General features: G+C 61.4%; 13 protein-coding genes. 6 read left to right on the top strand and 7 right to left on the bottom strand.

What is annotated here, in order from left to right; translation table 11 throughout:
* Nucleotides 1-4 precede the first annotated feature (4 nt).
* Nucleotides 5-640 carry a sensor histidine kinase gene (locus tag GTP77_RS11515; RefSeq protein ID WP_161072307.1) on the bottom strand — a complete coding sequence of 212 codons (636 nt, stop codon included), beginning with the start codon at nt 638-640 and terminating at the stop codon, nt 5-7.
* Between the two features lie 331 nt (nt 641-971).
* On the opposite strand from GTP77_RS11515, the gene GTP77_RS11510 reads away from it, so the two are divergent.
* On the top strand, nt 972-1,763 hold the full coding sequence (locus GTP77_RS11510) for a substrate-binding periplasmic protein (RefSeq protein WP_161072306.1): 792 nt from the start codon (nt 972-974) through the stop codon (nt 1,761-1,763).
* Between the two features lie 320 nt (nt 1,764-2,083).
* Here the strand turns inward: GTP77_RS11510 and GTP77_RS11505 are convergent, their stop codons facing one another.
* The 3 genes from GTP77_RS11505 to GTP77_RS11495 are packed head-to-tail and all read right to left on the bottom strand — an operon-like array spanning nt 2,084 to nt 5,360.
* Entirely contained in the window at nt 2,084-3,409 is a 1,326-nt protein-coding gene (locus tag GTP77_RS11505) for an MFS transporter (RefSeq protein WP_161072305.1), read from the bottom strand.
* A gap of 54 nt (nt 3,410-3,463) precedes the next feature.
* Complete coding sequence (locus GTP77_RS11500) at nt 3,464-4,249, bottom strand: substrate-binding domain-containing protein (RefSeq protein WP_161072304.1); 786 nt, start codon at nt 4,247-4,249, stop codon at nt 3,464-3,466.
* Nucleotides 4,250-4,268: 19 nt separating this feature from the next.
* Nucleotides 4,269-5,360, bottom strand: coding sequence for a porin (locus GTP77_RS11495; RefSeq protein WP_161072303.1), 1,092 nt, complete (start codon nt 5,358-5,360; stop codon nt 4,269-4,271).
* Between the two features lie 109 nt (nt 5,361-5,469).
* Between GTP77_RS11495 and GTP77_RS11490 the strand changes: the two genes are divergently transcribed.
* Entirely contained in the window at nt 5,470-6,405 is a 936-nt protein-coding gene (locus GTP77_RS11490) for a LysR family transcriptional regulator (RefSeq protein ID WP_161072302.1), read from the top strand.
* Here the strand turns inward: GTP77_RS11490 and GTP77_RS11485 are convergent.
* Nucleotides 6,366-7,370, bottom strand: a complete 1,005-nt coding sequence (locus GTP77_RS11485; RefSeq protein WP_161072349.1) for a GlxA family transcriptional regulator — start codon at nt 7,368-7,370, stop codon at nt 6,366-6,368. The two genes, GTP77_RS11490 and GTP77_RS11485, sit on opposite strands and share 40 nt — an antisense overlap.
* Before the next feature lie 143 nt (nt 7,371-7,513).
* Here GTP77_RS11485 and GTP77_RS11480 point away from each other — a divergent pair, with 143 nt between their 5' ends.
* A complete protein-coding gene (locus GTP77_RS11480) occupies nt 7,514-8,620 on the top strand; it encodes an S-(hydroxymethyl)glutathione dehydrogenase/class III alcohol dehydrogenase (protein WP_161072301.1) in 1,107 nt (368 codons plus the stop codon).
* Between the two features lie 79 nt (nt 8,621-8,699).
* A complete protein-coding gene (locus tag GTP77_RS11475) occupies nt 8,700-10,346 on the top strand; it encodes a tetratricopeptide repeat protein (RefSeq protein WP_161072300.1) in 1,647 nt (548 codons plus the stop codon).
* Nucleotides 10,347-10,357: 11 nt separating this feature from the next.
* Here the strand turns inward: GTP77_RS11475 and GTP77_RS11470 are convergent, their stop codons facing one another.
* Nucleotides 10,358-10,798, bottom strand: a complete 441-nt coding sequence (locus GTP77_RS11470) for an FKBP-type peptidyl-prolyl cis-trans isomerase (RefSeq protein ID WP_161072299.1) — start codon at nt 10,796-10,798, stop codon at nt 10,358-10,360.
* 264 nt (nt 10,799-11,062) lie between these two features.
* On the opposite strand from GTP77_RS11470, the gene GTP77_RS11465 reads away from it, so the two are divergent.
* On the top strand, nt 11,063-11,782 hold the full coding sequence (locus GTP77_RS11465; protein ID WP_161072298.1) for a hypothetical protein: 720 nt from the start codon (nt 11,063-11,065) through the stop codon (nt 11,780-11,782).
* 2 nt (nt 11,783-11,784) lie between these two features.
* A complete protein-coding gene (locus tag GTP77_RS11460) occupies nt 11,785-12,471 on the top strand; it encodes an RES family NAD+ phosphorylase (protein ID WP_161072297.1) in 687 nt (228 codons plus the stop codon).
* A 22-nt stretch (nt 12,472-12,493) separates the two neighbouring features.
* On the opposite strand, the gene GTP77_RS11455 is transcribed toward GTP77_RS11460, so the two are convergent.
* Nucleotides 12,494-12,880: a hypothetical protein gene (locus GTP77_RS11455; RefSeq protein ID WP_161072296.1), complete on the bottom strand. Its 387-nt coding sequence runs from the start codon at nt 12,878-12,880 to the stop codon at nt 12,494-12,496.
* Between the last annotated feature and the right edge of the window lie 224 nt (nt 12,881-13,104).

Raw genomic sequence — 13,104 nt, 5'->3', positions numbered from 1 at the left:
CGCACTACGCCCATCCCGCTCGTTTCAGGTGCAGGGACACGGTGGTGCCGCCGCTCGTCGGGCTGTCGAGCGACAGGCTGGCGCCAAGCAGTCGTGCCCGCTCTTGCATGCCAAGCAGGCCGTAGTGGCGCGCCGAATCGGCGTTGTCCATGCTCGCACCGCCCAATCCGACGCCATCGTCGCCAACGGCAACCGAGAGGTCCGCTTGGCAACCAAAATCTGCGACCCAAATGTGTGTGGCGGCGGAATGCATGAACGCGTTGCGGATGGCTTCTGCAAGTAGCATGTAGAGTTCGTCGGAATAGGCATCCCGCAGGCAGTACAGTGCGGGCCGCAGCCTGCATGAAAACTTGGCGGGCCGCAGGCGCAGCAGCATTGCGCCGAGCGCGTCAACGCGCTGGCCCAGGCACGCCGTGTGCCCGTCCTGTCGCAGTTGCAGAATCAGCGCGCGACCCTCCGCCATTGCCTCGTTCGCCTGGTTCGCCAGCCGCAGCAGTGCGGCCTTGTCTTGCGACGCGAAGTCGCACTGCTCGACCTGTCGCTCCAGCGCCAGCTGGACGCACTGGCATTGTTGTAGAAAATTGTCGTGAAGAATGCGTGCGATGCGCTGCCGCTCGCGCAGGCGTTCTTGCTGGCGCATAGTGGCCTGCCATTGGCGCCAAGGTTGCCATGTAAGGCCGCGCAGGGGAAGCAGCGCGACTGAAAGAAGAATGCCGAGAATATGAATCACTGTCACGAAGAGCCAGAGGGTGTCGATTGTGCTTGGTTGGGCCAGGTTGCCCGCGGCGGATTCTATGGCAACTCCATCCAGTCATCCAATTAGAAAATGTTATGCCGCCAATAAAGATTTGTTATCGCGGAAGGTTGCTCCATTCCCCCATTTGCTGCCGCACGTTACATTGCGTGGTGCTAACATCACGCTCCGTGCAAGGCACTGATTTTTTAGAGATCACATGGGAAAGGGGAGGGCTGTGTTCAAATGGAGCGAACGGCAGCGCAGCAGGGGCGGGACTGGCCGCCAGCTGGCCGTATGGTTGACGGTATGGGCCGCTGTCGGCTGTGGCGGCGCGCAGGCGGGGCGGCCGATCGAGCTGGCCGCGAATGAATGGCAGCCCTACACTGGCAGCGACGTGCCAAAGCAGGGCGTGGCCACCCAAATTGTGCGCACTGCTTTGCAAAGAGCCGGCTACGCCGTGACAGTCCGCTTTTCCAACTGGCCGCGCGCGCTGCACTCGACCTACCAAGGTGGCGTCGATGGCTTGGTGGCGGTGTGGAGCACATCGTTGCGCTCGGAGCGCCTGCTGTTCAGCGAAAAGTACCTTGAAAACAGGATCGCGGTTGTCGGGACGGCGCAGCGCTTCGTTCGTGTCCAAAGGCTCGGCGAACTGCGCGGCCTGAAAGTCGGCATTGGGCGCGATTACGATTACAGCGAAGAGTTTTTGAGCGAGACGGGTATTGTTACTCAGCCGGTGGACCATGCGCTGCAGAACCTGCTAAAACTGACGCTGGGGCGCATCGACGCGGCCATCGAGGACCGGTTGATCATTCAATACAATATAGTGCGCCATAGCGCCGAGCATCCGCAGTTGCGCACGGTCATTCTGTCAAACAGCGACGTGCTGGTATTGCCGATTCGTCTGGGCATACGCAAAGACCTGCCCGACGCCGAGGCCATCGTGCGCGACTTTGATCGGGCACTGAGCGACATGAGGCGAGACGGTACTTTGAAGGCGATACTCAAGGAGTGGCACATCGTGCCCTAGCGGGTTGCGGCGCACTGCCGAAAGGATGGCGGCGAGCCGTGATCGCAACGGCTGCCTGTGGGCTGCTGGACGCCACTTGTGCCGCACCGGCTGGCGGGGGGGATACCGCCGGAACCGGCGGCATGGTGTGCGATCTATTGCGCTACATGGCGCGCCGGGTAGGCTATCCGCGTTCGCCCCATCTCTATACTATGCAGCGCGCGATGATGGTGGCGGCGTCCGGATCCGGTATCGTCATGGCGGCAGTTACACCCCGAACTTACTGCAGTATGGTTACGTGTTGCCGCCACCGGCATCAACTGAGCCAGACCGCAACTAGTTCAGGCGTGGCGTTCCCTGACGATGCCGCGGTACACGAGGTAGGTCGCCACCAGGCTGATGGCGCCTGCGCCTGCCAGCCAATAGCCAGGGGCCGCCTTATCGCCGCTGACATTGATCAGCCAGGTGCACAGCAGCGGCGTCAATCCTCCGAACATCGCAGTTGCCAGGCTGTAGGCCAGTGAGAAGCCGGTGGTCCGTACCTGCACCGGGATGATCTCCGTCAGCGCGACGATGGTGGCGCCGTTATAGCTGCCGTACAGGAACGACAGCCATAATTCAACCAGTACCATATTGGCAAAGCTCGGATTGGCGATCAGCCACGACAGCACAGGGTAGGCCGTCAATGCCACCATCGCCGAACAGGCGGCCATGATGGGCCAGCGTCCAATCCGGTCCGAGAGGGCGCCCATGATGGGCAGCCAGATAAAATTCGACAGTCCGACGCACAAGGTCACGAGCAAGCTGTCCTCCGTGCTCAACTTGAGGACGTTTTTGCCGAACGTCGGCGTGTACACCGTAATCATGTAGAACGCGACGGTTGTCAGCACGACCAGCATGGCGCCGACCGTGACCAGGGGCCAGTTCCGGGCGATGGTCCCCATCATCTGGCGGAAGGTCGGATGCGTCTTCTGCGCCAGGTAGGCTTCGGTTTCCTGCAAGGAGCGGCGGATGTAGAACACCACAGGAATGATCGAACAGCCAATGAAGAACGGGATGCGCCAGCCCCAGTCGGCGATCATCTCCTTCGCGAACGCTTGGTTGAGCGCATAGCCCAGCGCGGCGGAAAAGATGATGGCCACCTGCTGGCTGGCCGACTGCCAGCTGACGTAGAAACCCTTGTTGCCCGTCGTTGCCATTTCCGACAAGTAGACCGAAACGCCGCCCAACTCCACACCGGCCGAGAAACCCTGCAGCAGGCGGCCTATCAGCACCAGCAGCGGCGCCAGCAGGCCGATACTGGCATAGCCAGGGACGAAGGCGATCAGCGCGGTCCCTGAGGCCATGATGCCGAGGGTAAGCACCAAACCCTTGCGCCTGCCAATGCGGTCGATGTAGCTGCCCAGGAAGATAGCGCCCAGCGGACGCATGAAGAAGCCGGCGCCGAAAGTGGCGAACGTCATCATCAGCGCCGCATATTCGCTGGTGGCGGGAAAGAATGCGGCAGCGATCTGCTGCGCATAAAAGCCGAACAGGAAGAAATCATACATTTCGATGAAGTTGCCGCTGGTGACACGGATGACCGTGCCTAGCCTGGACGCGCGGCGCACCGGTACGGTTGCGGCGGGAGCCGCAACGCCCGCGTCGATGGTGGAGTAGCTTGTCATAACGACCTCTCAGGAAAAAAGCACCGGCGCGCCGCGCCGGCTTGAAAATGGGATTCAGTGCCGCGTGGCCACCGGTTCCAGGCCCGTAGCCTCGATGGCCGCCGCGTTGGCGGGCGACGCCAGGAAACGCAATAGCGCGCGGGCGGCCTCCGGGTGGCTGGAGCCGCGCACAACGGCGCCGGAAAATTCCGTTCTGAGTTGAACTTCCTCGGGGATCAGGCCGACGATGTCAATGCCGTGCACCGGTTTCAGCTCGCTGCGCTGCTGGCATCCGAAATCCGCCTCGCCCTGCGCGATAATCTCCCCCACCGGGGTGGCGGGAATCTGCGCGGCCTTGCCTTCCATCGCCGGCTTGATGCCGAGCTTGTCTAGAAGTTGCCGCTTGATATACTCACCGCTCGCGCTGTCGGAGTAGGCCACGTGGGACGCATGCAGGAAGGCCTGGCGCAATCCATCGATTGTGCTGATGTCCGGTTTCGGCGCGCCATGCCTGACGGCGCATGCGATCGGGGAATTGGCCAGAACGACCTTGCTGCCCGGTTCGAGTTTTCCTTCGGCCATCAGTTTGTCGAGCGCGTCGCCCACCATGATGACCACGTCGATAGCTTCCCCACGCGCGAGGCGCGCGGGGATGGCATTCTTCGTCGTGCCCATCGATGGTCCCCATGCCGAGAGCAGGCGGTCGCCGCTGGCGTGTTCGTATGGGCCGGAGAGGTCCTTGTAGGCCTGGGCAAAGCCGCCGGAGCTGACGACGCGGACGTCGGCTGCATGCGCAGTGGTGGCGAGCGCGAGCGCCGCGAACACCGACAGGGCCTTGGTTTTTAAGTGATGTGGACGCATGGCGATTTCCTTATGTGCGTTAAAATTTGTGCATGAGGCCGAGTGTCAGGCCGCTGCCGTGGCGGCCGTTCGGGCGCGACGCGGTCAGCCCAGCCGCGTCGCCGCGCCAGACGGTGTAGTCGGCCTCGGCATATGCCGTGGTGCGCGGCGCTAGCGTGTTTTCGAGGAAAAGGAAGCCGCGGTTAAAACCGTCGCCGGAAAAACCCGTGGCTTCGCGCCGCACGCTGTACCAGGCCGTGGTGACGAGCAGCCCCGGACGGGCCTCGCGGCTCACGCCTGCCGACAGCACGCGCTGGCGTAACGTCTTGTCCGCTCCCGTGTTGGCCTTGTTGCGCGCGGCGTTTGCCTTGAAGTCCCAGCCGGCGATGCGGACTGCTGCGCCCAGCGTCCAGGCGTTGAGCGGCAAGTCCTCCCGGCTGCGAAATTGCATGGTGGCGCCGGAGACGACCCAGTCCGGGCGCTGGTAAGCCAGCGCGGCGCCGTGGCTTGAGGAGGCTGATGCGTCGCCTGGCGCTTCGCCGAAGGACCAGGCGGCGCGGGCTTGCCATGGCCCGGCGTTGGCGGTGTATTTGACCGTGTTGTCGAGGCGGTAGAAATTGTCGGCGTAGCCGCTGGGGCCGTACTGGCGCCCCAATGCATGCGTGCCAAAGGCGGTATTGCTCAGCCCCGCCACGTTGATGTTCGGATTGAACGAGGCGTAGCGCTTGCCGAGTGGATCGACGGGGATGAGCGCGTCGGACAGCAGGTTGGTCTGGCGTCCCGCAGCGAGGGTGCCATATGGTGATTCAAGTCCGACCCATGCCAGCCGGTCGAACAGGCGGTCGCTCTTGGCCGAAGCGCCGGTGTCGGCATTGATGCCGCCTTCCAGGCGCAGCAGCGCGGCCCAGCCGCCGCCAAGTGTCTCTTTGCCTTTTGCGCCCCAGCGGCTGGTTTGGTCCACGCCGCTGCTGACTGCAGTGCTATGGCCGGGCAGGGCGGGCGCATTGTTCGCGCCAAGGTCGCTGGTGCCCCGCACGCCGACATCGATGATGCCGTACACGTCGATGCCTGACTGCGCGAGGCAGGGGCTGCCTGCCATGAGCAGTGCGGTAAGGGTGCAGGAATGGCGCACGATGTCTCCTCTTTGGATGCCTTCTTGATGAGGCTCATTGTTCAGTGGATGAATCATCCGCTAAATGGCATAATTTGATAATTGCAATTTTCCAGCGTATTAATGCACCATGCGCATCAATTACGATCTCCACGACTTGCAGGCCTTTGTCGCCGTTGCCGACCGCGCCAGTTTCCGCCAGGCTGCAAGCGACCTCTTCCTGTCGCAATCAGCGCTGAGCCGGCGGATCGAAAAACTGGAGGAAGGCCTTGGCGTCAAGTTGTTCGAGCGCACCACGCGCCGCGTGCAATTGACCAATGTGGGGCAAACTTTCCTGGTGAATGTCCGCACCGCGCTCGGCGGGCTGGAGGACGCCGTGCTGGGCGTTGCCGACCTCGCGGCGCACCGGACGGGCACGGTGACGCTTGCGTGCGTGCCGTCTGCCGTCTGGCATTTCCTCCCCGAGGTGTTGAAGCAGTTCAGTGAACGCTTTCCGCGCATCCGGGTGCGCATCCACGACGAAAGCGCCCAGGACGTGCTAAACCTGGTCCTGGCGGGGGAGGCCGATTTCGGGATCAATTTCACTGGCGCGGCGGACCCGGAAATCGTGTTCGAACCGATTTACGAGGAGCGCTATGTGCTGGCCATGCGCCGCGATCATCCCTTTGCGCGCCGCAAGAAGCTGAACTGGAAAGACACGGTGGGCGAACGGTATATTTCGGTGGCCAAGTCGAGCGGCAACCGCAGCGTCATCGACGCCGCGCTGGCGGGCGTGGAGAAGCATCCACTTATCTTTTGCGAAGCCAATCACGTGTCGGGCGTACTGGCCCTGGTCGAGGCGGGCATGGGGGTGGCCGCGGTGCCCGGTTTGTCCGTGCTGCCTGGGCGGGCGGATACCATCGTCGGCGTGCCGCTGGTGAATCCTGCAATCCATCGGACACTGGGCTTGATCAGCAAGCGCAATCACACCATGGCGCCCGCCGCGCGCACGCTGTTCGAGATGCTCTCGAACAGCCTTTCGGCCCCTCAGGCCTCAACGCCCGTTGTGGCAAAACGCTCGCGGTAGAGCTTGGGCGTGATGCCCAGTTTTTTCAAAAACACCCTGCGCATATGCGCCTCATCGGTAAAACCGGCGCGCGCCGCGACTGTCTTCAGCGAGAGCGCCAGCTCCGCCAGCAATGACATCGCTCCTTCGAAGCGGCTGCGCTCGATAAACTCCTGGGTACTCATGCCCACTTCCTGCTGAAACACCCGGGTGAAATGACGCTCGCTCATCATCGCCTTCTGCGCGAGCTGCGCCACCGAAAGCTTTTCTTGCAGGTTGTCCAGTATCCAGTTCTGCAGTTCACGTATATTGGGCCGGGCCGTGCGCTCATTGCGCAGGTGCGCGCTGAATTGCGACTGCCCGCCTGGCCGCTTCAGGAACACCACCATCTCGGTGGCCACCTCCAATGCCAGCTCGCGGCCGAAATCCTCCTCCACCAGTGCCAGCGCCAGATCAATGCCCGCTGTCACGCCGGCGGACGTCCACACATTGCCGGCGCAGATGAAGATGGCGTCGGCGTCCACGTGGACGGCGGGGAAGTCCGTTTGCAATCGGTCCGCCACGCTCCAATGGGTGGTCGCGCGTTTGCCGTCCAGTACGCCTGCCGCAGCGAGGAAAAACGCACCGGAGCACAAGGAGGCCAGGCGCTTGAGGCGCGGCGCCACGGAGGCGACCCAGTCTATGATTGCCGCGCTCTCGACCAGCGCCTCCTGGATGTGGCGCGCGCCGACGATGATGGCGTTGTCGGGCAGGGCGAGGGGGCTGAGGGCTTTGGTGGCGTCGAGCGACATCAAGGTGTCCGAGCGCACCTGGCCGACCTTGCACGACGCCACCCGCACGTCATAACCCGGCGCCTTGCCACGGCGCTGCAGATGCAAATTTGCGTATTCGAACACCGACATGGGACCAATCGCTTCGACTGCCTTGAAGCCTGGATAGACGACGATGTCGATGGTCGTTGCTGCGCGGTGTGAGGGTGAATTCATGAAGTGGTGATGCTGGGAGGTCTGAAAAATCCGGTCATTATGGCACCATTTCCGGCCATTCTCTCCCGGCTCCCGCCGTTTGGCCTGCGAAGGCATGCACAATGCCTCGGCCTGATTCACACACCTTTACGGGAGCACGTTTTATGAAAACCAAAGCAGCTGTTGCGTGGCGCGCCGGCGCGCCGCTGACCATCGAGGAAGTTGACCTGCAGGGACCGCGCGCGGGCGAGGTTCTGGTCGAGCTAAAAGCCACGGGAATCTGCCATACCGACTACTACACCCTGTCCGGGGCCGATCCGGAAGGCTTGTTCCCGGCCATTCTGGGCCATGAGGGAGCGGGTGTGGTGGTGGATGTTGGGCCGGGCGTCACGACCCTCAAGAAAGACGACCATGTGATCCCGCTGTACACGCCCGAATGCCGCCAATGCAAATTCTGCCTGTCGCGGAAGACCAATCTGTGCCAGGCGATCCGCTCGACCCAGGGGCGGGGCCTGATGCCGGACGCCACCAGCCGCTTTTCGCTGGACGGCAAGCCGCTGTTTCACTACATGGGCACGTCCACGTTCTCGAACTACATTGTGGTGCCGGAAATTGCGCTGGCCAGGATCCGGGAAGATGCGCCGTTCGACAAGGTTTGCTACATCGGCTGCGGCGTCACCACCGGCGTGGGCGCGGTGCTGTTCTCGGCCAAGGTGGAGGCCGGCGCCAACGTGGTGGTGTTCGGCCTGGGTGGCATAGGTTTGAACGTGATCCAGGCGGCCAGGATGGTGGGCGCCGACAAGATCATTGGTGTGGACATCAACCCTGGCCGCGAGGAAATGGCGCGCAAATTCGGCATGACGCACTTCATCAATCCGAATCAGGTGGAGAACGTCGTCGACCACGTCGTCCAGCTGACCGACGGCGGCGCCGACTACAGTTTCGAGTGCGTCGGCAACACCACGCTGATGCGCCAGGCGCTGGAGTGCACGCACAAAGGCTGGGGCAAGTCATTCATCATTGGCGTTGCCGCTGCGGGGCAGGAGATCTCGACCCGTCCGTTCCAGCTGGTCACCGGCCGCGAGTGGCGCGGCTCGGCGTTTGGCGGCGCGCGCGGACGCACCGACGTGCCGAAGATCGTCGACTGGTACATGGAAGGCAAGCTCAACATCGATGACCTGATCACCCACCGCCTGCCGCTCGAACGCATCAACGAAGGCTTCGACCTGATGAAGAGCGGCGAGTCGATCCGTTCGGTGGTTTTGTACTAATCATTGCCAAATATCAGCGCCAGTGGCAAAGTCAATTCTCCAATGCAGGATGAAGTCATTTTGCTTACCAGGAGGGACTTTGCGTAGAAAAGCATATGGGCACGGCGCGGAGATCCTGATCTGGCTGGCGGCCGGCCTGTCGCACATCGCGTTAGCCCAGTCCCCCGCGCTGGGGCAGGAGCCACAGCAATCCAGCACCGTTGTGGTGGCTGCGCCGCGCCCGGTCAAGCAGCCGATGGTGGATACCGAAGCGCGGATACGGAAAATCGTTTCGGGTCAGGCCACCGCATTCGAGGGATTGCTGCGCTGGTGCCTGAAGGGGCCGATCACGAATCTCGATTTTAAAATCATGTGCGGCAGGAGCCATATCCAGGCGAAGGACAAGAGCCTGGGTGAAGGGCTGGAGGCCTTCGAGAAGCACGACTATGCGATAGCACTGCAGCGATTCGAGGCCGCGCATGAGAAAGTAGGCTACCCGGATGCTGCCTTGATGCTGGCGCATATGCATCGCCAAGGGCTCGGCACGCCGAAGGATGCTGTCCAGGGCATCCGGTGGCTCCGTGCGGTCGCCGAGGACCGGTTCAATCCGCACCGCGACCGGATGCGTTTCAATCCCCGCAAGCCGGAAACGACGAATGCCCGCATTGAGGCTGCCATGGCGTTGGCACGCATTTACCAGCTCGGGGACGAGGCGGAGCGGGACTGGGCCGAGGCGGAGAGATGGTATGTCAGGGCTGCTGAGTTCGGGTTCGTACCGGCATGGAATACCTTGGGAGAGTACTATCTGGGACGCGATGGCGTCGTGCGCGATCTGGACCGGGCTTACCGCTATTTCAGCATGGCGGCGGAGGAGGGCCACTCCGGCGCCCAGCTTGCGATTGGGTGGATGTCTGCACTTGGCGAGCATGCGCAGGCCGCGCCAGAACTGGCAAAACCGGCAGGGCACGGCTTGCCTGGCCCGATGGCGAGCGCTGCTGCCGACGAGATGGTCCTTCCCGCAGAAAGCCATGGCCAGGCAGGGGAAGGCCTGGCCATGGTCCGCGTGACCGGTTTGCGGGCGGTGCCCTGGAAGAGCTATGGCGCCATGCGTGCAGCTGTCTCGGCCTACGAAAAACACCAATCCCTCGCGCCCGACGCGGTATTCAGTTTCGCGCTGATGCCGCCGGCGGGAATGCAGCTCCCGCCCAATTTCGCGCTGCGTGTGCGCACCGAGACAGGGCAGGAATTCCCAATACCCCTTGAGCATGGCGAATTGTTCACACTGCCGCTGCTGCCCGATCTTGAAGCGGAGGCGGACTTGGTAAGCAATTTCAAGGGAGGCACCTTACGGATTGGACTACTCGTGCACACCCCCACGGTATCGCCTGAAAAGCTGCGCCTGGGCGACCTTCGCCTGCGATATGAAATCAACGCCGCCATTGCGATGTTTGACGATCCGCAGGAATACGACGCCCAATGCAAGGGGACGGGGCGCTGGAGCCGCTGCAAGCGGCCCAGCAAGGCAATATGGCATCAGCCTTGGGCAGCCACCAGCGGCGCGTGGATCATCGAGGGAAGCCGGCGCACGCCCTTGCAAGCCAACGATGATCCCAAGAACCCAATGTATCGGATGCCAATCGCGAGCGGGCAGTGGAGCAACGACGCGATTATCGAGTTCGACTACAAGGTTCCGCTGCTTCGTCCACGAAAACTCTTCGAAGTGGCGATTTATAACGCGAACGACTAAGCGGCCGAACCTTATCGCACGTCCAGCAGTTCCACTTCGAAGATCAGCGTGGCATTCGGCGGAATCGGGCCCGCGCCGCCGTCGCCGTAGCCCAGTGCTGCAGGCACGATCAGGGTGCGCTTGCCGCCCACCTTCATGCCTTGCACGCCATCGTCCCAGCCTTTGATAACCTGGCCGGCGCCCAGTGGGAAGGCGAATGGCGAGCGGCCGATCGAGGAATCGAACTGCTGGCCGTGCTGCTGGGGCGCAGCCGGCTCGTACAGCCAGCCGGTGTAGTTCACCACGGCGGTGCTGCCCGCCACCGCTTCCTTGCCCGTGCCGGTGACGGTGTCGATCTTCTGGAAAGCCACGGCAGGCGCTGCGGCTGCGGCGGGGGCTTTGGCGCGGTCGCACGCGGCCAGGGTCAACGTCAGGGACAGCGCCAGGAGGCTGGAGGGGATCAGTTGTTTCATGAGTACTTTCATAGTGGATGAGCTAAATCGCAGCAGCATACACCACCAGCAGCCCAGTTGCGCATATGGGCGTTTGCGGAACCTGGGCTTGCGAATGCTGCCACGCGCGCTCAGGAAATTCATGCTGCGTTGGACGACAACATCCCCTGGAGCATGTCTATGTTTAGGATTTTGATAATCTCGAGAAAGTTGATAAACTTAAGAATTGTTGATATTCTAACGACTGATAGCTAATTTAGCCCCTAGGCCGCCAGGATCAATCCCATGCTGCCACCCATCCTGCAGCCGCTCTACCACAAATTGCTTAAGGATCGAGAGATGACACTGCAATCTGAACCTTCTGTCATTGAGTCCTGGGATATCCACCTTACCCAGCGCGACTTGGCTGTTCTGGACCGTTTTTCTCAACTGGTTATCGAACGGGCAGATGCGCTTGCGCAAGGACCGGATCGTCTCCGTGTGCTCAACTTGGTAAAACGCGCTGTTTCAGAAGGTCGGCAGGCATTGACCGGAAGTGGCGGTGCGACGGAAGTGCCTGCCAATACCAGTCCCAGTGCTCTTCCAGTGTCTAAGCTCAAGGTTTCGGAAGTCGTCGGGCAAGGATGGGTGGGGCTTTCTCAAGCGTCGTTTTATCGCGCTGTAGATAGCAAGCGGTTTTACTGCATCACCCCAGCAGGACGCGCAATCGGTAAGGAATTTCCGGCTTGGCAATTTGTGCCGCCCGTCCCCGAATTGATCGCGCCGGTGCTCGCACTATTTGACGACATGCCGAGTAGTGAAATCCACGCATTCTGGGTGAGCGAGGCCGAGGAACTAAATGGTATGTCTCCAGCGGAAGTGCTTGCAGGGCTGCCATTTGCAACGCGGCACACAACACACACCAGCCAGTGGGCTATCCTGCGCGCGCCAGCACCAGAGCGTGCGCGCAAGGTGACTGAACTGGTTGAGTTCAAACTCAGGAGCGAGGCCGACTTTATAGGCTAAACATGTCTTATCCAACCGATGCAGTGGCGATACCGCCTGCCATTGCTGCACAGTTGCCGCCACGTGATTTGCTAAGGGAAGTCCTGGCATCTTATATTGTTGAAATTCCAGCCGGTTGCGAGCTGGTTAGGGCGGCCTGGAATACGCCGTCGATCTGGCCGCACGCCGTGATGCGTACCTACAGATTCGGGCCGCCGGACAGTATGAAGACTGGTGCGGGATTTCCTTTCTTCTGGATTTATACCGCCGAGACAGCCTATACAGCAGTGTGGGAAGCGCAGTTTTGCAAGAACCCCGCGACCCATCCTGGTCGTTTCGTCATTGAGGCGGGCGCGGAAAATGGCTTGATTGCTAACCTATCGTTCTCTCAGCCACTGCAGCTTTTCGATCTCTCCGGTGTCGCTGCGAGCCGACTGGGAATTTATGATCATCTCCGTAGTCCAGATTATATTTGGTGCCAATGGCTCGGGTTTGAGCTTGACCAGATCTTGGCCGAACTCGGTGGGCAAGTACACGGGTTTATTTATCCGTCGCGACGACACCCCGGGGCGCGTGCCTATGCCATTTCTTCGCACGTGCAGAGCGTGCTGGCGCGGGTGATGGCGACCAAAGTCCAGCAGTTTTCAGAAGCGAGAATATTCGCAGAGCTATTAGCTGATCCCTGCCACATTGCGCGAAACTTGCTATGAGGCCCTGCACGGCGCACGTGGCTTACTTAGCATCCTCAACATCAATCACAATCAGCTTCTTGCCGTCTGCGGAGAGCACGCATTTGGCGATCGATCCCGATTCAGCGCCGGAGGCGTTTTTCGCGGAAAACTTGAGCAGCACGACCACCATGTCCTCGCCCAATTTGCGCACCTGTGGCGTGGTGGTGGAATGGTGGAAATCCAGCGTAGTCTTGTTTTTCGAGCGCGCTATCACGCCGCTCTCGCAAGTCTGGGCTGCGATGTGTTCCAAGCCGCTCGCTGGGGCCGCTATGGCCGGCTTCGCGTGGCTCGAACCGCATGCGCCCACGCCGACTGAAAACAGCAGGGCAAATCCAGCCAGCTTTTTCGGGAAAGCGGCGGCCCGCAAGGTCAACAGTAGTTTGTCCACTTATTCTGCCCTCCAGTTAAATGTCGGGAAATAATACACGATTGGCAATTTTCTTCGTGCCTGCTCTTCGCCAGCGCCCTCGTTGCCATCGTGCAACGCACGTCAATTGCTGTTATGCCCAGCGGGAATATCCACTATAATCGCGGCAGATTGGCCGGCGCCTCGCCTCCGCTCCCGGCTACCGAAATGGCCCCAGCTCCGCCAATGTATTAATTGGATGCGCT

This window comes from Pseudoduganella aquatica (assembly GCF_009857595.1).
In the GTDB taxonomy this organism is placed as follows: Bacteria; Pseudomonadota; Gammaproteobacteria; order Burkholderiales; family Burkholderiaceae_D; genus Rugamonas; species Rugamonas aquatica_A.
The sequence above is the reverse complement of the archived record's forward strand: the minus strand, read 5'-3'. Positions and strand labels throughout refer to the sequence as shown.

Coding starts and splice junctions, on each gene's coding strand:
- GTP77_RS11470 (WP_161072299.1), bottom strand. CDS start 10,798: ATGAAACAACTGATCCCCTCCAGCCTCCTGGCGCTGTCCCTGACGTTG.
- GTP77_RS11485 (WP_161072349.1), bottom strand. CDS start 7,370: ATGAATTCACCCTCACACCGCGCAGCAACGACCATCGACATCGTCGTC.
- GTP77_RS11465 (WP_161072298.1), top strand. CDS start 11,063: ATGCTGCCACCCATCCTGCAGCCGCTCTACCACAAATTGCTTAAGGAT.
- GTP77_RS11460 (WP_161072297.1), top strand. CDS start 11,785: ATGTCTTATCCAACCGATGCAGTGGCGATACCGCCTGCCATTGCTGCA.
- GTP77_RS11480 (WP_161072301.1), top strand. CDS start 7,514: ATGAAAACCAAAGCAGCTGTTGCGTGGCGCGCCGGCGCGCCGCTGACC.
- GTP77_RS11505 (WP_161072305.1), bottom strand. CDS start 3,409: ATGACAAGCTACTCCACCATCGACGCGGGCGTTGCGGCTCCCGCCGCA.
- GTP77_RS11515 (WP_161072307.1), bottom strand. CDS start 640: ATGCGCCAGCAAGAACGCCTGCGCGAGCGGCAGCGCATCGCACGCATT.
- GTP77_RS11500 (WP_161072304.1), bottom strand. CDS start 4,249: ATGCGTCCACATCACTTAAAAACCAAGGCCCTGTCGGTGTTCGCGGCG.
- GTP77_RS11490 (WP_161072302.1), top strand. CDS start 5,470: ATGCGCATCAATTACGATCTCCACGACTTGCAGGCCTTTGTCGCCGTT.